The organism is Snodgrassella sp. W8158 (assembly GCF_016100435.1).
Taxonomy (GTDB): domain Bacteria; phylum Pseudomonadota; class Gammaproteobacteria; order Burkholderiales; family Neisseriaceae; genus Snodgrassella; species Snodgrassella alvi.
The window spans coordinates 850893-870175 of the sequence record NZ_JACFSM010000001.1; the positions used below are offsets into that span (position 1 = coordinate 850893).

Annotated in this window: 18 protein-coding genes; 4 read left to right on the forward strand and 14 right to left on the reverse strand. The window is 40.5% G+C overall.

Features of this window, described 5'->3' with window-relative positions:
- Window positions 1-189: 189 nt before the first annotated feature.
- Window positions 190-1074, reverse strand: coding sequence for a ribosome small subunit-dependent GTPase A (gene rsgA / locus H3V11_RS03785; protein ID WP_198223624.1), 885 nt, complete (start codon window positions 1072-1074; stop codon window positions 190-192).
- A gap of 2 nt (window positions 1075-1076) precedes the next feature.
- Window positions 1077-2363 carry a M48 family metallopeptidase gene (locus H3V11_RS03790; protein ID WP_110414716.1) on the reverse strand — a complete coding sequence of 429 codons (1287 nt, stop codon included), beginning with the start codon at window positions 2361-2363 and terminating at the stop codon, window positions 1077-1079.
- Between the two features lie 336 nt (window positions 2364-2699).
- Here H3V11_RS03790 and orn point away from each other — a divergent pair, with 336 nt between their 5' ends.
- From orn to H3V11_RS03805, 3 genes are read left to right on the forward strand one after another with little or no spacing between them, the layout of a single operon-like run.
- Entirely contained in the window at window positions 2700-3248 is a 549-nt protein-coding gene (gene orn, locus H3V11_RS03795; RefSeq protein ID WP_078475446.1) for an oligoribonuclease, read from the forward strand.
- A gap of 45 nt (window positions 3249-3293) precedes the next feature.
- Window positions 3294-4955 carry a glucose-6-phosphate isomerase gene (gene pgi, locus H3V11_RS03800; RefSeq protein ID WP_198223625.1) on the forward strand — a complete coding sequence of 554 codons (1662 nt, stop codon included), beginning with the start codon at window positions 3294-3296 and terminating at the stop codon, window positions 4953-4955.
- Window positions 4936-5409, forward strand: coding sequence for a CinA family protein (locus H3V11_RS03805; RefSeq protein WP_025331711.1), 474 nt, complete (start codon window positions 4936-4938; stop codon window positions 5407-5409). Before pgi ends, H3V11_RS03805 begins: the two co-directional genes overlap by 20 nt.
- Before the next feature lie 105 nt (window positions 5410-5514).
- On the opposite strand, the gene H3V11_RS03810 is transcribed toward H3V11_RS03805, so the two are convergent.
- Window positions 5515-6840, reverse strand: a complete 1326-nt coding sequence (locus H3V11_RS03810; protein WP_370570168.1) for an ammonium transporter — start codon at window positions 6838-6840, stop codon at window positions 5515-5517.
- Between the two features lie 30 nt (window positions 6841-6870).
- Window positions 6871-7209 carry a P-II family nitrogen regulator gene (locus H3V11_RS03815; protein ID WP_198210123.1) on the reverse strand — a complete coding sequence of 113 codons (339 nt, stop codon included), beginning with the start codon at window positions 7207-7209 and terminating at the stop codon, window positions 6871-6873.
- 536 nt (window positions 7210-7745) lie between these two features.
- Between H3V11_RS03815 and H3V11_RS03820 the strand changes: the two genes are divergently transcribed.
- Window positions 7746-8588, forward strand: a complete 843-nt coding sequence (locus H3V11_RS03820) for a DUF3579 domain-containing protein (protein WP_198223626.1) — start codon at window positions 7746-7748, stop codon at window positions 8586-8588.
- Between the two features lie 165 nt (window positions 8589-8753).
- Here H3V11_RS03820 and rpoH read toward each other — a convergent pair whose 3' ends face one another.
- The 10 genes from rpoH to H3V11_RS03870 form a co-directional block, all read right to left on the reverse strand.
- Window positions 8754-9599 carry an RNA polymerase sigma factor RpoH gene (rpoH, locus tag H3V11_RS03825; RefSeq protein WP_198223627.1) on the reverse strand — a complete coding sequence of 282 codons (846 nt, stop codon included), beginning with the start codon at window positions 9597-9599 and terminating at the stop codon, window positions 8754-8756.
- A 229-nt stretch (window positions 9600-9828) separates the two neighbouring features.
- Window positions 9829-11349, reverse strand: a complete 1521-nt coding sequence (gene lnt / locus H3V11_RS03830) for an apolipoprotein N-acyltransferase (RefSeq protein ID WP_198223693.1) — start codon at window positions 11347-11349, stop codon at window positions 9829-9831.
- A gap of 273 nt (window positions 11350-11622) precedes the next feature.
- The gene (locus tag H3V11_RS03835) at window positions 11623-12459 is read right to left on the reverse strand and encodes an HlyC/CorC family transporter (RefSeq protein WP_025331717.1); all 837 of its coding nucleotides are present in this window, start codon (window positions 12457-12459) and stop codon (window positions 11623-11625) included.
- Between the two features lie 2 nt (window positions 12460-12461).
- Entirely contained in the window at window positions 12462-12977 is a 516-nt protein-coding gene (ybeY, locus tag H3V11_RS03840; protein ID WP_084550932.1) for an rRNA maturation RNase YbeY, read from the reverse strand.
- Between the two features lie 587 nt (window positions 12978-13564).
- The gene (locus H3V11_RS03845) at window positions 13565-13930 is read right to left on the reverse strand and encodes a roadblock/LC7 domain-containing protein (protein WP_025331721.1); all 366 of its coding nucleotides are present in this window, start codon (window positions 13928-13930) and stop codon (window positions 13565-13567) included.
- A 21-nt stretch (window positions 13931-13951) separates the two neighbouring features.
- Window positions 13952-14611 (reverse strand): peptidase M23, encoded by a 660-nt coding sequence (locus tag H3V11_RS03850; protein ID WP_078475436.1) that lies wholly within the window; start codon window positions 14609-14611, stop codon window positions 13952-13954.
- A gap of 5 nt (window positions 14612-14616) precedes the next feature.
- Window positions 14617-15153, reverse strand: a complete 537-nt coding sequence (locus H3V11_RS03855) for an ATP/GTP-binding protein (RefSeq protein WP_078475435.1) — start codon at window positions 15151-15153, stop codon at window positions 14617-14619.
- A gap of 20 nt (window positions 15154-15173) precedes the next feature.
- A complete protein-coding gene (locus H3V11_RS03860; RefSeq protein ID WP_198223628.1) occupies window positions 15174-16322 on the reverse strand; it encodes a hypothetical protein in 1149 nt (382 codons plus the stop codon).
- A complete protein-coding gene (locus tag H3V11_RS03865; RefSeq protein ID WP_198223629.1) occupies window positions 16319-17773 on the reverse strand; it encodes a hypothetical protein in 1455 nt (484 codons plus the stop codon). The genes H3V11_RS03860 and H3V11_RS03865 overlap by 4 nt, the downstream gene beginning before the upstream one ends.
- A gap of 140 nt (window positions 17774-17913) precedes the next feature.
- On the reverse strand, window positions 17914-19242 hold the full coding sequence (locus tag H3V11_RS03870) for a murein transglycosylase A (protein WP_198223630.1): 1329 nt from the start codon (window positions 19240-19242) through the stop codon (window positions 17914-17916).
- Between the last annotated feature and the right edge of the window lie 41 nt (window positions 19243-19283).

Consider the following 19283-nt stretch of genomic DNA (forward strand, 5'->3'; position numbering starts at 1 on the left):
GGCCTCGCACAAATAAAGAATCTTGCCGACGTAAAATCGGCAAGATGACGATAATACCATGTTTACTCTGCATGAATCAATTTTTTATGCAAGTAAAGCACGGATTTTTAGATAAAAAACAACGTTTATGCCTTATACATGACTATTAGTCTGGATTTCGGGTATTTTTACTCTGCCTGAATATAAATATTATCTGATTAATTCATCAGTAATACTTTGCAAAAACTGAAGCCGCTCAGGCTTCAGTTTCCCGTCTGCCGCAGCCTGTTTCAGTGCACAGCCCGGTTCCTGACGATGAGTACAATTATGAAAGCGGCACTCTCCGATATACTGACGCATATCAGGGAAATAATGCAGCAGATTACTAACTAACAAATGATGTAAGCCAAATGCCTGCAATCCGGGCGAATCAATAAGCTGACTGTGTGCATCCAGATCATATAATTGCGCATGAGTCGTGGTGTGACGGCCTGAATCCAGTGCCGCTGAGATATCACCTACCCTTGCCTGTTCATTACCCAGTAATGCATTGGTTAAAGTTGATTTACCCATACCTGACTGACCTAACAGGATTGCCCGCTCTTCCTGCAAATACCGGCGCAGCTCAGCCACATTATATAAGGCACTAATATTGATTACCTGATAACCCAGACTCTGATAAAACGCCAATTTTTCGAGCCAAAGCTTATTTTGTGGTAAATCTGCCTTATTTAATACAATCAGTGGCGGTATATCCTCAGCCTCTGCAGCCAGTAATGCACGCTGCAATAATAATTCACTGGGAGTCGGTACAGCAGCCAGTACGATTAGCATAAGGGTAACATTGGCCGCAATGAGTTTACTGCGCGTAGCATCCTGCCGGTAAAGCAGGCTGCGCCGGGGTAAATAATCCTCAATTACAGCCTGCTGCTGATTGATATGACTAATATGGACTTCATCACCACAAGCAAAATCAACTCTTTTCTTTCGCGTAGTGGCTTCATAAGTTTTACCCGCATGTGTGCGCACCATGAAGCGGCGCCCGAAACTGGTAATAATCTGTGCTGTTAATAATTCATTCGCAGGCTGCGCCATTCTCAGTCTGCCTTTACGGCTGTTTGTAATGCCGCAATACGTTCCCGTGCTCCCGGATGTGAATCATAAAACCGCGAATACCATATATCGCTAACCAGACTGGAGGCATTAGTACGATAAAGTTTAGTTAAAGCATGAATCAGATCATCGGCATTTGCATATTTTGCTGCAAAACGGTCTGCTTCAAATTCATTTTTACGGGACAAAACACTCGACAATGGTGAAAACGGAAAAGTAAATACGGGCAGCACCAGCATAAATAATAATAAAGCCATAGCATGACTGACTTCATGCACACCCAGACCAGTATAAAAACCAGTCTGAGGTAATAGCCAGCCCAAAACAGCAAAAACAATCAGAGCCAGTATAAAAGTAACAATCATTTGTTTGAATACATGTTTGTGAGCAAAATGACCTAACTCATGAGCCAGCACAGCCTCAACCTCACTAATCTGCATATCTTTTAGCAAGGTATCAAAAAATACAATGCGCTTATGTTTCCCCAGACCGGTAAAATAAGCATTACCGTGCCCACTGCGTCTGGAGCCATCCATTACAAAAATACCATCACTCTGAAAACCAGTACGCTGTAACAAGTTTTCAATCCGGGTTCGCAATGCATCATCTTTCAACGGTTCAAATTTATTGAAAAGCGGCGCAATCCACTTTGGAAAAGCCCACATCAGCAACAAGGAAAAACTGACCCATACCAGCCATACAGCCAGCCACCATGCGCCACCAAACCAGTGTGCTGCAATCAGAATCCGCATCAGCCACAGAATAATATATAGTAAGGGCAAGCCAACAATAATAGCTAAAAGACTACCTTTAAACTGATCAGCAATAAAAGTAGCCATGGTCATTTTGTTAAAGCCAAATTTTGCCTCCAGACAAAAACTGCGGTACCAGGCGATCGGCCAGCCAAGAATCATATTAACCAAAGCAAACAGACCAATAAGCACAATTCCCTGTGCAATATCGTGCTGCACCCATTTCTGACTCAAATGCGCTAATAGATCAAGACCGCCACCAAGTGTGAATATTAGCAATAATAATGCCTGAAACAGAATTTCATAACGAGCCAGACGCTGCTTGGCCAAAGTATAATCCGCTGCTTTCTGATGCTCTGCCAGAGACACACTTTGCACAAAAGCCGCTGGAACATAGCTACGATGTGCCAGTACAGCTTTACTTTGGCGAACCGAAAGATATAACTGACCACATATGCTGCAGATGAAAAATAATAAAAACAATATATAAATTGTTTGGGCAGAAAGATAAAACACCATAAAAATACTTTGTACCTGAAAATAATCATTTTAACGGAGTTTATCTGTTACTGGCTAAAAAGTGTCTGAACAAACATCCTTTTATTTAAAATTAACATGATTATTTAACTGAATAATATATTTATTACTGTATGTTATCTTGTGATAATATCCAAAACTACTTACAACATTACATAAAATCTATTCAATTAGAATAATTGAAATTCAGTCTGTTCTCCTAAAACTATTACTTTTGCCTGATTTTAGCTCCAGATATAGGTAAAAAAATCAGCTTAACCTATCAGCCTTATCAGAAAGAAGCTAAAATCATATTTTATTATTAATCAAGATTAAGATATGCAAAACGCTAAAAATCTTGCGTGGCTGGATATGGAAATGACCGGATTAAATCCGGATACAGACCGTATTATAGAGGTTGCCATGATCATTACCGATAGTGACCTGAATATACTCGCACAGTCTGAAGTACTGGTAATTCATCAGCCAGACAGCATTATCGATCATATGGATAAATGGAATACCACTACGCATACCCGTACTGGTCTGGTAGATAAAGTAAAAGCTTCCACGTTAACAGAAGCTGAGGCTGAAGAAAAATTGCTGGCTTTTATCAGTGAGTGGATACCGGAAAAAGCCTCACCAATGTGTGGCAATTCCATTCATCAGGATCGCCGCTTTATGGTGCGCTACATGCCGCGACTGGAAGCTTACTTCCATTACCGCAATCTGGATGTTTCTACTCTTAAAGAATTGGCCAGACGCTGGAATCCTGCCATTGTCAAAGGCATCAGTAAAAAAGGTGCGCATCAGGCTCTGGATGATATTAAGGAAAGCATTGAGGAAATGGCTTATTATCGCGAACACTTCTTAACAATACCTAGCTGATTTTGTATACTGCCCTATTTATCTTTGCTGAAATTAATTCCGGTTATGATCAATCCGTCCTGTCCTATTAATCAGACAGCCATTTGGGCACAATTGCATCAGCATCAGCGCAGTACCCGTTTCTTGCATATGCGCGATTTATTTCGTCAGCAGCCGGATCGTTTTGCGCAAATGCATGAACAATTAAATGGTCTGTTACTGGATTATAGCAAAAACCGTATTACTGAAGATACGCTTGCATTATTGATTGAACTGGCCAATACCGCAGACGTACGTGGCTGGACTGACAAAATGCGCCGCGGTGATAAAATTAATGTCAGTGAAAATCGTGCCGTATTACATACAGCACTCAGGCTACCGCCGCATGCTGAAGTGTATGTTGATGATCATAATATCGTACCGGATATCCATCGGGAACTGGAACGAGCCTACCACTTTGCCGAATCAGTGCGCAATGGTGAATATACCGGAGCTGGTAATGATCGTATTACGGATATTATTAATATAGGTATTGGCGGATCTCATCTTGGTCCAGAAATGGTGACACTGGCCTTACGTCCGTTTCAGCAAACTGGTCTGAATATTCATTATGTTGCCAATGTTGACGGCGCCAACCTGATTCAGGTATTGAATAAAGTTAATCCGGCCACAACCATTTTTATCATTGCCAGCAAATCTTTCACCACACCTGAGACTTTGCTGAATGCACAAACCGCACGTAACTGGTTTTTACAACAGGGAATGAGTGAAGCTGATATCAGCCGCCATTTTATAGCTATAACCAGTGCTGTTGATAAAGCACAAACTTTTGGTATCACTTCGGATCATACATTCTCCATGTTTGACTGGGTAGGCGGTCGCTACTCTGTTTGGTCAACTATTGGATTATCAGTTATTTGCGCCATTGGTAAAGAAAATTTTCAGGATTTTCTTGCTGGCGGCAGAGCGATGGATGAACATTTTTTTCATGCACCGCTAAGACATAATATTCCGGTTTTACTCGGACTGATCGGATTGTGGTATCACACCTTTTATACCACAACCAGCCATGCAATCATTCCTTATGACCACGGACTGCGCCGTCTGGCTGCGCACTTGCAGCAGCTGGACATGGAAAGTAATGGAAAACAGGTAAGCCGTTATGGAGAACGGCTGGACTTTGATACTGGTCCGATAATCTGGGGTGAGGAAGGTGTTAACTGCCAGCATGCTTTTTTTCAATTACTGCATCAGGGACCACGACTGATTTCTTCCGATTTTATTGTTCCAGTTAACAGTTTTTATCATGTCAGTACCCAGCATAAAGTTCTTGTTGCTAATGCCTTTGCTCAAACTGAAGCACTGATGCGTGGTAAAACACTGGCGGAAGCTTATGCCGAATTAATTGATCTGGATAACAAATCACGCGATATTATGGCTCCGCAAAAAGTATTTCCGGGTAATCAGCCATCTAATACTCTCTTAATAGATGAAATTAACCCGTTTAATCTGGGTATGCTGCTGGCCATGTATGAACATAAAGTATTTGTACAGGGTGTAATCTGGGGAATTAATTCATTCGATCAGTGGGGTGTAGAGTACGGAAAAGTTCTGGCTAAAAATATTGAACCGGAATTAAGTACTAATGATTCGCTACACCATGATGCTTCAACTAACGGCCTCATTGACTATTTCAGAAAACATCATCATGACACAAACCTTAATTGACATTACCACCAAACTGGATGAACTGGGACATACGGTAACCTGTGCCGAATCATGTACCGGGGGCTTGTTGGCAGCAGAACTAACTCGCCTGCCGGGTAGTTCCAATTGGTTTAATATGGGCTATGTCACTTATAGCAATCAGGCAAAAAAACAGTTACTTAATGTTAACGAAACAACTTTGCGCCATTATGGAGCTGTTAGTGAGGAATGTGTACGCGAAATGGCACTGGGTGCTCTGATTAATTCGAAAGCAAATTATGCTATTTCGATTTCCGGTATTGCCGGACCAACCGGAGGAAGTGCCGAAAAACCAGTTGGTACAGTATGGTTCGGGCTGGCAACCAAACAGCGTATCTGGGCTAAAAATTATCAGTTTAACGGTAACAGAGATACAATCCGCACTCAGGCTGTGGAATATGCTTTGCGTTTTTTACGTCAATATTTATACCGTTAAATCAGACTGTATACGTTATCAGAATCCAGCAGATAAAATAAAACTGACCGGTTTTTCACAGCCGGTCAGTTTTTCATTTCAAACAGAATTGAGAATCAACCATACTTATTCAATACGTTCACCATGGATACTCACATCCATACCTTCGCGTTCTGAATCATGATCAATACGTAAACCGCGACATACAATTGCCACAATTTTAAGAATCAGATAAGTCATAATTGCGCTGTATACAATTGTAATAGCCACATCTTTAATCTGAGCCATCAGTTGACTACCTATAGTCGCCTCACCGCCAAAAATGGCATTACTGAATAGCAAACCAGTTAAAATTGAACCAACGATACCGCCAAAGCCATGAATACCAAAAGCATCAAGCGAATCATCATAACCAAATCTGCGTTTTAAATACACTGCGGCAAAATAGGCAGCAACAGCCGTCAATACTCCGATTACCAATGCAGCCTGCGGACCGACAAACCCCGCAGCAGGTGTAATGCCTACCAGACCGGACACTGCACCAGAAGCCATACCCAATGCCGAAGGTTTATGTCCTGCCAGTTTTTCACATAACATCCATGTTAATGCTGCTGAAGCTGCTGCTATCTGAGTCACAGCCATAGCCATACCGGCAGAAGCATCCGCAGCACCAGCTGAACCGGCATTAAAGCCAAACCAGCCAACCCATAACATCGCAGCACCGGTTAGAGTAAGTACCATATTATGTGGTGCCATTACATCTTTACCGTACCCCAGACGTTTACCAATCACCAGTGCAGCTACCAGTCCGGCAACACCGGCATTAATGTGCACAACCGTTCCGCCGGCAAAATCCAGAACCGGAGTTTGTGTATCACTCATAAAGCCCCCGCCCCAGACCCAGTGACATACCGGCGCATAAACACAAGTAACCCAAAAACCGGAAAATAACAATAAGGCTGAAAATTTCAGACGTTCGGCAAAAGCACCTGTCACAATAGCCGTAGATATAATGGCGAAGGTCATTTGAAAAAACATGAATACTGACTCAGGAACAGTACCATCTCCATTAACAATAGTAGTCATTTCTCTGGTTTTATCCAGCCCCATACCGCCAAGCATAAACCTATCCAAACCACCAATAAATGAATTACCCGGGGTAAAAGCCAACGAATAGCCTATTATCATCCACAGCACACTCACCAGAGCGGCAACGACAAAGCTGTGCATCATAGTACCCAATACATTTTTTTTTCGTACCATTCCGCCATAAAACAATGCCAGCCCCGGAACAGTCATCAGCAAAACCAGTACGGCAGAAGTCATTACCCATGCTGTATTACCTGCATTTATCTCTGACAGCGGTCGCCACCATCCGGATAAATCAGCAGCCAGTAGCGGCAATGGTAATAACAGAGCTGTCATTACTACACATTTATCAATCAACTTCATTGTATTTCCCTTAATAATTATTCAGATTATTTATACAGCATCCGATCCGGACTCACCTGTACGTATTCTCACCACCTGCTCAACCGATGAAACAAAAATTTTGCCATCACCCACTTTACCTGTACTGGCACATGTCATTATCGCTTCAACAGCCCGCTCTACCAGATCATCTACGAGTACAATTTCTATTTTAATTTTAGGTAAGAAATCGACTTCATATTCTGCACCCCGATAGATTTCAGTATGTCCTTTTTGCCTGCCAAAACCTTTTACCTCACTGACAGTCATTCCTTGCACACCTATTTCAGCCAGTGCTTCACGTACATCATCCAGCTTGAATGGTTTAATCATCGCTGTAACTTTTTTCATATAACTCTCCTCTTTTCTGAATTTTTGAATGTTGCTCATCAAGACAGTCTTAATGACATTCATCAAATCCAATTTGTTAATTCTGTAATTTGCAGCAAGCAAAAATTTTAATTACACCATACATCTTTATTTTAAATCTGCAAAGATGTATCAAAATTACTGGGGTATTTATCTTATCTTTTGCTAATGAATCCATCAGACAAATGTCATAATCAATCTGGTCGATATAGCCTATAGAACAATTAAAATAGTTATATAAACCATTTATATTTCAATTCTGCATATAAACTAATCAGCTCAATAGATTTAATTACATAACAAGTCCAGATGATATCTTTATCAGAAATTATATCTGACAGAATAAAAGTAGCAGATGAAATAAAATTACATTTATTATTCTTTTTGCATAAATAATTTCAATAGAAAACACACACATGTGACATACATTAAATATGCCGTATCAGGTATAATTAATCACGACAGTAAAAATAAATATATGCATTATTGAAACTTCATGTTTCTATCAAGAGGTCAACATGCTAATTTGCAATCCGTATGAAATCGTTATCCAGGGTATGACTAATAATAATAAACGTTTTCGTCCCAGTGACTGGGCTGAGCGTTTATGCGGAATATTGTCCTCTTTTGATCAGGGACATCGTCTGTCTTATCATCAATGGGTTCGTCCGATTCTGGTAGACAATATCCGCTGTGTTGCTGTAGATCGAAAATTGGAGCAGATCAGCGCTACTGCTTTTAATTTCCTGATGGATTTTGCCCGTGACAACAATTTACGTATTCTGGATTGCAAAGCCTTATTAGAAGAACAGGAGCATAAACAAATTACACTCACCGATGCTGTATCTCAGCAAAATGCAGAAACAGCACAAACACAATTAAATACAATTCAAACAGAAATAGAAACAGAACCACAGGTTCCGGTTAATCAATTACGTGAACTGACTCCTGCAGAGATTAGTTCTGCTTTTGCAGCTTTGCATCTGTTACATCCCAATATTCGTGATATAGCTCAGTTTCAGGATCTGGTCAAAATTCAGCAGACCGAAGGTTATCGTCTTTTGGGGATATTTGAAGAAGGTAAACAGAATGCCGTGACCGTTTGTGGCTTTCGAATTGTGACTAACTTTGCTTCTGGGCGCCATATACATATTGATGATTTAGCCAGCCTTCATTTACCCATAGCTGATGAGCAGGTTAGCCAGATTTTCGAAACATTGAAGACAATTGCAATAAATGAACACTGTAGCAGTATTCATGCTGATTCAAATGTATCTTCGGATAGTAGCAATATGCATCATTTATATCTGAAAAACGGTTTTACATTATGCAGCCATAAATTCAGCCAAAAAATTGATTAAATAACATCTTCATAACATATAAAAATACAGGATATTTCATATCCTGTATTTTTTATCCACATATCAGCTATTAAGATAGCAAATTTATCTTCAGTTAATTTGTTTTTAAAATACACAAATCAGATTGAATTTATTTTCATATTTCTGAATAGCACGATATAAATCTCATTCTTTTTCAGAAAGATAGCCACGCAATTTCTGCATAGCTTTGGCTTCAATCTGGCGGATACGTTCTGCAGATACACCATATTCACCAGCCAGGTCATGCAAGGTTAATCCACCATCATCTGCCAGCCAGCGACTTTCAACAATATGCCGGCTGCGATCATCCAGTTTAGCCAGTGCATTCTGCAAACCTTCGGTCTGCAGAGTATAATGCGCCTGCTGCGCCAGTACTTGTGTTGGTTCTGTAGTACTGTCAGTCAGCCAGTCTATCGGTGCAAAATTATCATCATCATTTTCTGCCAGCAGCGACATATCCTTACCTGTCATCCGCTGTTCCATTTCCAGAACTTCAGAAAGTTTCACACCTAAATCATCAGCAATCGACTGTGCTTCTTTGTTACTTAACGCAGCCATAGATTTGCGCATACTGCGTAAATTGAAGAATAATTTACGCTGTGGTTTAGTAGTAGCTACACGTACCAAACGCCAGTTACGTAAAATAAATTCGTGTATTTCAGCTTTAATCCAATGTACCGCAAACGAAAATAAACGTACGCCACGACTTGGCTGAAAGCGTTTTACCGCTTTCATCAAACCAATATTGCCTTCTTGAATCAAATCAGCCTGATTCAGACCATAACCATCATAACCACGAGCGATAGAAACGACTACACGCAAGTGGGACAAAATCAGTTTTTTTGCAGCCTCTAAATCCCCTTCGGTCTGGCGTACCGCCAAATCCTGTTCTTCCTCAGGAGAAAGCATAGGAATATTGTTTACGGTATGAATGTATTGCTCCAAACTACCATGCCCGGTCAGCACGGGTAATGCAAAAGCGGTATTCATGCCTGTCCTTTCTCTGTGTGCCCAGCTATTTAATTATTTTTCGCTCCCTACAATAACACATTGTTTATTGCAGGAAAACAATTAATAACTGAGTTAATAATTTATCATTGTAATTAAAATATTACTGTACTTCAATTACTATTTATGATTTGTTCATTATAGGAAAAATAATGTATATTCAAAATTATGATTGTATAAATTTATCATTATACACATTAGTTTGGTTTATTCAATGGCGATAATGTCCATAAATACCTAGTATTAACAGTAAAAACAGACTGATCAAAGCCAAAGGCCAGCTGCTTCCGAGTCGCATATAGGGTGTACTACCTTTATAACCGGATATTTCACCTTCTAATACAGATGCAGTATCAGGTTTGAGTTGTGCCACAACTTTCCCTTTAGGATTAATAATTGCAGTCATTCCTGTATTGGTTGCACGAACCATATAGCGCCCTGTTTCTAATGCACGTGCCTGAGATTGCTGTAATTGCTGCTGCATAGCATGTGACTTTCCATACCAGGCCATATTGCTTACATTTGCCAGTAAACTCGCCTGTTTGGCTGTAGCAATTAGTTCATCTCCGAAACCATCTTCATAACAAATATTAAATGCAATACGCTGATTAGCCAGTTGTAAAGGCATTTGTCCTATGCCACCACCAGAAAAACCGACCAGTGGCATGTCCATCTTACTATACAGCCAGCCCAGTAAAGCCGGAAAAGGAATATACTCACCAAACGGAACCAGATGATTTTTTGCATAGAAAGGCAATCCGGCTGTTACAGGAGTAGCTGTAAAATTAATCACTGCATTTTGATAACCGGTTCCATCTGCCGTATATTGCGGAATACCCACGGCGAGTGCAGAACCATGGCTGCGCGCAAGCTGAGTAAATTCATCTAATAGTTCAGCAGGCATATCCTGACGCATTACCGGAATCGCTGTTTCTGGCAAAATAACAATATCTGCATGGGTACTGGCTATCTGATCAAAATAACGTTGTAATGTTGGCTGTAATGACCGCTCATCCCATTTGAATGACTGCGGAATATTGCCTTGTGCCAGAGCAATCCTGGCATGAGTGCCATCTGACTGTGTAAAGTGAAACTGTAATAATATTGCTCCAAGCAACCATACACTTATTAATGCAACACCACAGCTAATCTTTACTCTCCAGCTTTTTGCCAGTACCAACTCAGCCAGCCAGGCACCACTGGCTACAGTAACCAGTGTAACCAGAAAAATACCACCCACTGGTGCATAACCGGCCAGAGCCGAATCTGCTATTTGGCTATAACCCCAGATGCCCCAGCCAAAACCTGTTAGTGCACGTTCACGGACAAATTCAGCCAGACACCATAACAAAGGCAATACAATAGTATGACAAATAGTGCCTGAAAACCTGAATTTACCCAGTAACCAGAATACTATAGCAGGATAAATAGCCAAATAAGCAGGTAATATCAATGTCAGCGGCCAGGCCCAAATTTGCGCTAATCCGGCAATATCATGTAAAGCAATATCTATCCAGTAGAGTAATGATGTATATGCAGTTAATGCCCACAGATAGGCTGTCCTGATACGCCATTGTGGCCGTACACTCTGCAAAATCAGCAATACCGCCAGTAAAACTGGTAATAACCAATAATGATAATAAGGAGCAAAGGTAAATGGTACCAGAACCGCAGATATGAATAATAACAGCCAGTACACCCATGCTTTAGCTAAAATAGCATGACACTTCATAGCAGAAGAATGTTGTGCAGCTATCTCCGGTTGAGCAGTCACATAAATCTCCGCAGCTTTTAGACAGCTAAATTAAAATTTAATAATTACATTAGCCATTAATGGCAAACATCAATATTCATTATATTTTAATAATATATTTTCAATACAATATATGATTAATTACCATAAATATTGCCTTCTATAAAATACGGATTGATAAGCTATCTCTATGTTTCTGTAGTTAAAACAATGTAAATAAAAAATTTTCAATGCGCAAACGCATTAAGTATACTAATCTACATCATGTTTAACAGTTACCATTAGTGTCTGTAAGCGCCGTGCATCAGCCCGGGCTATTGTGAAGTTTAATTTACCAATGGTAATTTTTTCACCTCGTACTGGCATGTGGCCTATTTCCTGAATAACCAGACCACCAATAGTGTCTACTTCTTCATCAGAATAATCAGTACCGAAGAATGCATTGATATCTTCTATTTCTGTCACCGCATTAACGCGAAACCGCTCAGCAGACACTGCAAAAATATTATCAGCACTATCATCTTCATCAAATTCATCTTCGATATCACCAATGATAGGCTCTATTACATCTTCAAATGTCACCAGTCCGGAAGTACCGCCATATTCATCAACAACAATAGCCATATGATTACGTTGCTCACGGAATTCTTTCAGCAATGTATTCAGTGATTTACCCTCCGGAACAAATACAGCAGGACGTAATATTTGCTCTAGCTGAAAATGCTCTGTTTTATTCCAGTATTTGAGTAAATCTTTTGCATGCAGGATACCCAGAATTTCATCTTTATCCTCACCAATTACCGGAAAACGAGAATGAGCAGTATCAATGATATAAGTAATAATTTTGTCTAATGAATCATCAATCTTAATCACATCCATCTGGCTGCGCGTTATCATCGCGTCGCGTACTTCCAGATCAGCGAAGTCCAGTACATTTTCCAGACATTGTAAGGTATCTGCATCAAAAACCTGTCGTTCATGGGCTTCCCGCAAGGTTTGCAGTACGTCTTCTTCAGTATCCGGCGTCTCTCCAGATATACGATTAACCAGTCGCTCAAAAAATCCGGGTTTCGATGAACTTTCGTCCATAATCAATATTCATCCTGTATATAGGGATTGGTATATCCTAACTGATGCAGAATACGAATTTCAAGCGCTTCCATAATTTCTGCTTCATCATCATCAATATGATCATAGCCCATCAGGTGTAAAACACCATGGACAGTAAGATGAGCATAATGCGCTATTACTGATTTATGCTGATCAGCTGCTTCTTTTTCTATCACCTGCGGACAAAAAACCAGATCACCATTGAGTTCTGAGCAGTTAGGTAAATACATACTCTCACCTTCATTGAGTGCAAAACTCAGAACGTTAGTTGCATAATTTTTGTTTCGATAATTATGATTAAATTGGCATGCCGCATCTTCATTACATAGTAATATGGCAATATTGGCTCGGTTATAACTATTCTTACACGTTTGCCATATCCATTGCCGCCACTGTCTATAAGTCGGAACAAGGCTGGCATTACTGCGATTATCGACATTTAAACTGAATATTTGATTCAAATGCTGTAAAACCGGCTTTTTTTTGGCAATTTTCATCTAATTTATTTTGGATCCTAATGGATATATTTTAGCAAGTGCTACTGATAAATGCACTAACTACTCCTATTTCGTTTTAATTACCTTAAAAATCTGATATTTCATTCTAATTACTACTATTCGTATTAAAAATCTGACCAATAAGAATTTATTTATCCTGTGTTAGTGCATAGTATTATTTATATACAATTGTAGGAATGATCTATTGGAATTCTTTTCTAAAATTTTTTATTCAGTGTTTTTAAAAATAATTTAGTTATTATTTTAAGATTAAGATATTTATTATTTCAGTAGTTAATGAATACTAGGCTTTAAAAAAACAATATTTTGACATTTCACTAATAGATATAGCTGATTAATGAATAATTAAGACTATTTCTTTCGCCAATAAACAAAATCCATAAGTAAATTCAATCTTTTATTCAAATATGAATATACTTATGGCAAAAGACATCTGGTAAATTGATTGCTTTAAATAATTTAAAATATACTGCTATTCTAAGCTACTTATCAATTTACCTCTTTGATATAAAATTACTCACCCTGCTTAAATATATGAAAACAGGGCTTTCATTATATATGATAATTTAGCGTAAAATATCTACAATACTACGTGCTGCGCGGCGGGCATCCAATAAAATGAGACCAAGCTTAGCGCCTTCGTTAGCAGTTACAGCCAGCACATTGGTCTCACCAGCCTGAATTAGCAGAATATAACCATGCTTACCCTTAACCATAACCTGCTCCAGTTCATCACATTGTAACTCACGGGAGGTACGGTTTCCCAAAGCAAGCAAAGCTGCTGCCATTGCACCAACGCGGTCTGGATCAACACCATTCGGTAACAAGGTTGCTACCGGCAGACCATCGGAGGAAATTACAGCAGATGCGGTAATATCAGCCGAAGAGCTGTTTAAATCACTTAATACCGAAACCAGTAATTGTTCTTGCATCTTGATGTCTTTCTATTGATGTTATTCATTTACCACATGAATGTCTTCACCCGCCAATACGTACAAACCACGTACCATCGTGACAAAAGCTTCACCATTTAGTAGCGGCAATCCTGCTGTTACCAAAATATTTTTGGTATTGCCTATATACAGAGGAAAGAATGTTAATTCACTCTGACCGGCAGGATCACATATCCCGATAGCGTTGTTGTAGATATTAAGGTTATTTTTAATCAGTAAACTGTGTTTTTCTGTCAGGCGTGTAGCCTCACTAGCCAGATTAGCTACCTCTTCGGCAGTTTCATGATTAAAACCGACATTAGCAAAATAAAAACCATCCTGATCTACCAACAGTGCTTTATGGCTGTCTGATAGCTGCCCCAGAATGTTTTCAAATTCATCAGAGGTAACTTTAACCAGCTGAGAACTGGGTTTAGCCTCTCCGTATAAGAATTCCAGACGTTGTAAGCGATATAACAAATTCAACGCTGTGTGAACATCATCTGTTTCAGCCCATCGTTTCAAACGCTCTTCGGTTAACTTCGCATTAATATCCGCCTGCAGAATATTGGCCAGCAACATACGACTGGCACTCTGGTTGGGGCTGGATACCGCATAAAATGCACCGGCTGGCATCACTTTAGGATACAAATCATGATGTAGCTGTAATGTAGATTCCATACTAACTACCCTTCTAAACCTGGATCAATTGAGTACAGCATAGCAGTAACCAGTTGTTTTACATCATCTTCATTACGGGCATCTACCTCAAAAACAGGTACATTAAGTTTATGCTGCGCCAAATACTGCTGATAAACATCCACGCCCGGCTGAGGATTGATATCCATTTTAGTTACACCAACGACAACCGGAGCCTCATCCAGTAAATCATGAAAAGAGGTAAGAAAAAATTTCAAATCTTTTAATGGATTCTGGCGGGTATTATCCAGCAGCAGAATTAAACCCATACTCCCCTTACTTAAAATACTCCACATGAAGTCAAAACGTTCTTGACCAGGTGTACCATATAAATGAACTTTTGTATGTTCATCAAGCCGAATAACACCATAATCCATGGCTACAGTAGTATGACCTTTTCTATCCTGTGTCATATCCGACGCACTGGCATCAGTCTGTACCGGAGGATCATCCGATAATGCAGCAATGGCAGTCGTTTTTCCCACCCCAACCGGGCCGGTAAATATAATTTTATTTTCAACCATGATTACTCCCTGCTTAGGTATTAATTGCCACGCAAGCGACCCATCAAACGTGCCAGTAAACCACCTTTCGGCTTGTCTTTATCGCTCTCATCATATTCTGCCTCTTGTGTACCACTTGCTGGTTTAGCAGCTTGTGGTGCTTTTCTTGTCAGAACCATTTCTTTCTCCTGTTGTGTAGCAGGAGGAGTCAACTGCTGCTCAATAATCAGGGCACCAATTGAATATGTAGCTGCTATATAGTTTAAAACATCTTCTAAAGAAACTGGTAATAACTTATATAAAGTATTCAGTGCCACAGGCGTACGCACCAAAAAAGCTGACAGACGCATAGCTTCAGGCAAATAAGCCAGACGAGTCATATTTGGCCATGCTTTCAGTCTGATCACTGTATCCGGCGTAATAGGCTCAATCAGACGACCGCGTGCTGTCCAGATTGATAACTGCCAAATACAGGATTGTAAGGTTAGCTTAGCTTTATCATGCAACTGTGCTGTTGATGCGGATGCAGGTACAGTTTTAGTCTGCCATTCTGCATCAGTTTGCATACACAATTGTTGCAAAAAATCACTTTCAGCTGCCAGTAATACTCTTTCAATGCTGGGAAATACAATTAATACAGGCTTATTATTAAACAGAATTGCTGTATCTTCAGTTTGCTGAGCAAGCTTTTGTACCATACCCAGTAAGGTTCCCTGAGTATGAAAGCGTACTACAGTTACCGACTGATGTGCATGCTCAGCAACTTTGTCTGCCTTATGTTCAGCATTTGATTCAATTTTTTCACTAACTGATTCTTTTTGTGCAGCTGCTTTATCAGCAAGCCAGACCCCGTTCCCCTGCTGCAAATTACGCAGATGCTGAAACAGCGTATCGAATCGGATAGGTTTCATCAGGTAAGGTGCTGTAAAAGATGGTGCATTACGACCAAAAAAGACTACCACAGCATCAGGAAATTTCTTTTTTGCCTTATGCCAGAGCTCTTCGCCGTCGTCAGCATCACCATCAACCAAAACCAGTTCGGGCTGTAAATTATCTTCAGGCTGAACTAACTGGTAATTTACACTATTGTACATCTTAAATGCCATGCGCAACATGGCTGTCTGGCGATCATCCACATTGACGAGCAAAACATAGGCAGTTTTTACTTTGGGTATTGAATTGTTCATCATTGATTTTGCACACCACCGTGGTTAATACGTTTCAATAATTGACTCATAGCAAGTACAACTTCTTCAGGTGGCGTCTGAATTTCAGCACGAATTACCTGTAACATTTTTTCCAGACGTGACCATTCTTCTGCACGTTCATATAAGTCAAATAAAGTAATGTAAAGCTGAGACTCTTGTGGATAAAGCAGGACTGATTTTTCTAATAAATCCATTGCTTCATCAAACTGACCAAAGGTAAGCAACGATTCCACATCACGCAATACATGATCTGCCGGCGTTTCAGCCACGTCATTCTCTGAAGATGCTTTATCAACCAATGACAGGCGTTTAGCTTTAAGGGCACTGCTGTTCACAGGCAGATAACCCTGAGTCACGCCAATATCACGCAATATCGTTTCGCTAGGCTTAGTCTCCAGCTTTTCAAACATTGGATGGTCACCCAGACTGTATCCCCAACCCAGCATACGTTCTTTTACGACATTACCGTATTGGCCCAAAGTATAATACAAACGCCATAAATGCTGTGCAAACACATTGATATTATTATGTCTGTAATCCAGCACCAGAGCATCAATAATCATACCTGCTGGTTTTCTGGATGTTTTAATTGCTTTATTTAGACAGCGAATGGCTGCATCATAGGGCAACTGTTCTTTCAGCAACACGTAACTGTTTTCGGGTTTGGAAAAACTCAGCAGAACATCACGCTCATCACCGCGAATTTTAAAGTTACCTAGATTACCTTCTACCAGCAGTTCGTGCGGCTGCTCCTCAGCATTCTGTTTATTAGCAGAGGATTCTGCTTCAGGTCGGACATCTTCAGGTTTTTTATCCTGATTGATGCCTACTTCTTTTTCTGTTTCCTTGACATCCCATTGCAGCAAATCTTCTGCAAGCACGCGCAGACCCAGATGATTTTCATCAAGTGCAAGTCCTTGGCGAATCAGATTTTCTAATTCAGGCCGCTGGAAATAATTACGATATTGATCAATTACTTCAGCAAGTTTATCTGAATTTTTGGCATCTAAGCATAATGCAGCCAGTTCATTGACCAGAGTATTTGCCATTGCAGGACTCTGCTGGGCAATATTCTGCTCCAGATATGCACCGAGTGAATCAGCTGCTTTCTGAAAATAACCAAACTGTTTATAAACTTTATATTCAGTAAGATGATCTACAGTAGCGACAGAAACCGTGGATTTATCCGGACTGGTGGTTAACTGCCAGTCCCAATCCTCATCCTCCAGAGAAGCTGAAACATCCTCATTCTCGGATGTATTCTGGGCTTCAGCAGCCTGTTTACCTGTCTTTTTATTTTGTTTAGATGCGGATTGCTTTTTGCGGACCGAACTTTTACTTTTGCCTTGTCCTGCCGCTTTCTGCCGCTTTTTCAGCACGAGCAATACAGCCAGCAAGATAACCAAAAGGGCAATAGGTAAATATAATTCCATAATTTACATCCCTTTTATAATTAGTTGCCAGATGCATGAGCGCATGGTTAAATGCATGTTTTTCATTTACGGTAACGCTTCACATACAATTGTCAATACTGTAACTATTTTACCTTAGCTTGCATTTGTTCGCCAGATTTTTATTTAACCTGGGGCAACATTCCGTTAGGTAATAGTTGCCAGACGTATCCGGGGTATTTCATTTTACCCGCCAAAGCACCGGCTTCATCGCCATAACCCCAGAAATAATCTACTCTTACTGCACCGTTAATGGCACTGCCGGTATCCTGCGCCATCATTAACCGGTTTAAACCAAAACCATTAGCGGGATGGGTAGTAGCAACAAATAAAGGGGCACCCAGATTCATAAAGTGGCTGTCGACAGCAGCAGAATATCCTTTGGTAAGGGGTACACCCAATGCACCGGTTGGTCCGCTGGCCGGCTCTGCAGATGCGCGAAAAAAGACATAGCTTGGATTTTGCCCTAAGACTTCAGCCAATTGCTGCGGATGTTGCTGTAACCAGGCTTTAATACCCTGCATTGAAGTTTGTGCAAGTGGCAGATAACCTTTGTTAGCCATATATTTTCCAATTGATACATAAGGGTAGTCATTTTTATCGGCAAAACTGAGGCGCAGCATCCGGCCGTCAGGCGTTCTTAACTGCCCTGACCCCTGTACATGTAGAAAAAATAATTCTACCGGATCATTAGCATAACCCAGAACAGGGGCTTTGCCATTAAGTGCACCTGCATTAATCTGGGCACGGGTGTAATACGGAATCAATTGGTTACCACTGATGCGGCCTTTTAGTGACCGTGTTTTCTCATTCAGGGGAAAGGAAGCCAGATTAGCAGTGTAATCTCCGTTAGGTGTAATGACGCCGCTATTTGCTCCGGTAAGTCGGATACGTACAACACCCTGACGCTGTCCGGCATTTAGCGGAACGACGATAAAATCGCTGGGAATACCATAAATAGGAAAGCGCGCCTGTGCAGTCTGTCTGGTATCGCCAGGCAGCATTGGTTCATAGTAGCCGGTTACAGTACCGGCCAGCTGTCCGTTCTGGCTGACTTCCCATGGCGTGAAATAAGTTTCAAAAAATACTCTGGCATGCTGATTATGTCTGGATGTGCGTGCTGCCTGCTGACATACTGGCTGCCAGGCTGGCTGCATTTGTAGTTTGATGCAACTGGTTTTGAATGCATCCAGACTTTCAACAAACGACTGAATCGGCCATTGTGGCAATTCCTGATAAGAAACAACCCGATAACTGACACCAGCTTTCCCCGGAGTAAAGACATAATTCAGGGGTAACGGTTTACCCGGTGTTACTGAACCGGTTTCGCCTGGAAGAATTTTATCTGTAGGTTTACGGACATGAGGACAGGCACTCAGAAATAAAACACAGAAGCACAGTATCCAGCAGCGAATTAGGCTGAATTTCTTTGATGGCAAGATTTTTGACATTTTTTAATAGGAATTGAGATCGATACAGATAATATAAACTC

Excerpts from the sequence above, each read along its gene's own strand:
- H3V11_RS03835 (WP_025331717.1), bottom strand. The coding sequence starts at position 12,459 with ATGGACGAAAGTTCATCGAAACCCGGATTTTTTGAGCGACTGGTTAAT.
- H3V11_RS03820 (WP_198223626.1), top strand. The coding sequence starts at position 7,746 with ATGCTAATTTGCAATCCGTATGAAATCGTTATCCAGGGTATGACTAAT.
- lnt (WP_198223693.1), bottom strand. The coding sequence starts at position 11,349 with ATGAAGTGTCATGCTATTTTAGCTAAAGCATGGGTGTACTGGCTGTTA.
- rsgA (WP_198223624.1), bottom strand. The coding sequence starts at position 1,074 with ATGGCGCAGCCTGCGAATGAATTATTAACAGCACAGATTATTACCAGT.
- H3V11_RS03815 (WP_198210123.1), bottom strand. The coding sequence starts at position 7,209 with ATGAAAAAAGTTACAGCGATGATTAAACCATTCAAGCTGGATGATGTA.
- H3V11_RS03870 (WP_198223630.1), bottom strand. The coding sequence starts at position 19,242 with ATGTCAAAAATCTTGCCATCAAAGAAATTCAGCCTAATTCGCTGCTGG.
- H3V11_RS03860 (WP_198223628.1), bottom strand. The coding sequence starts at position 16,322 with ATGATGAACAATTCAATACCCAAAGTAAAAACTGCCTATGTTTTGCTC.
- H3V11_RS03865 (WP_198223629.1), bottom strand. The coding sequence starts at position 17,773 with ATGGAATTATATTTACCTATTGCCCTTTTGGTTATCTTGCTGGCTGTA.
- H3V11_RS03845 (WP_025331721.1), bottom strand. The coding sequence starts at position 13,930 with ATGCAAGAACAATTACTGGTTTCGGTATTAAGTGATTTAAACAGCTCT.
- ybeY (WP_084550932.1), bottom strand. The coding sequence starts at position 12,977 with ATGAAAATTGCCAAAAAAAAGCCGGTTTTACAGCATTTGAATCAAATA.
- H3V11_RS03850 (WP_078475436.1), bottom strand. The coding sequence starts at position 14,611 with ATGGAATCTACATTACAGCTACATCATGATTTGTATCCTAAAGTGATG.
- H3V11_RS03810 (WP_370570168.1), bottom strand. The coding sequence starts at position 6,840 with ATGAAGTTGATTGATAAATGTGTAGTAATGACAGCTCTGTTATTACCA.
- H3V11_RS03855 (WP_078475435.1), bottom strand. The coding sequence starts at position 15,153 with ATGGTTGAAAATAAAATTATATTTACCGGCCCGGTTGGGGTGGGAAAA.
- pgi (WP_198223625.1), top strand. The coding sequence starts at position 3,294 with ATGATCAATCCGTCCTGTCCTATTAATCAGACAGCCATTTGGGCACAA.
- orn (WP_078475446.1), top strand. The coding sequence starts at position 2,700 with ATGCAAAACGCTAAAAATCTTGCGTGGCTGGATATGGAAATGACCGGA.
- rpoH (WP_198223627.1), bottom strand. The coding sequence starts at position 9,599 with ATGAATACCGCTTTTGCATTACCCGTGCTGACCGGGCATGGTAGTTTG.
- H3V11_RS03805 (WP_025331711.1), top strand. The coding sequence starts at position 4,936 with ATGACACAAACCTTAATTGACATTACCACCAAACTGGATGAACTGGGA.
- H3V11_RS03790 (WP_110414716.1), bottom strand. The coding sequence starts at position 2,363 with ATGGTGTTTTATCTTTCTGCCCAAACAATTTATATATTGTTTTTATTA.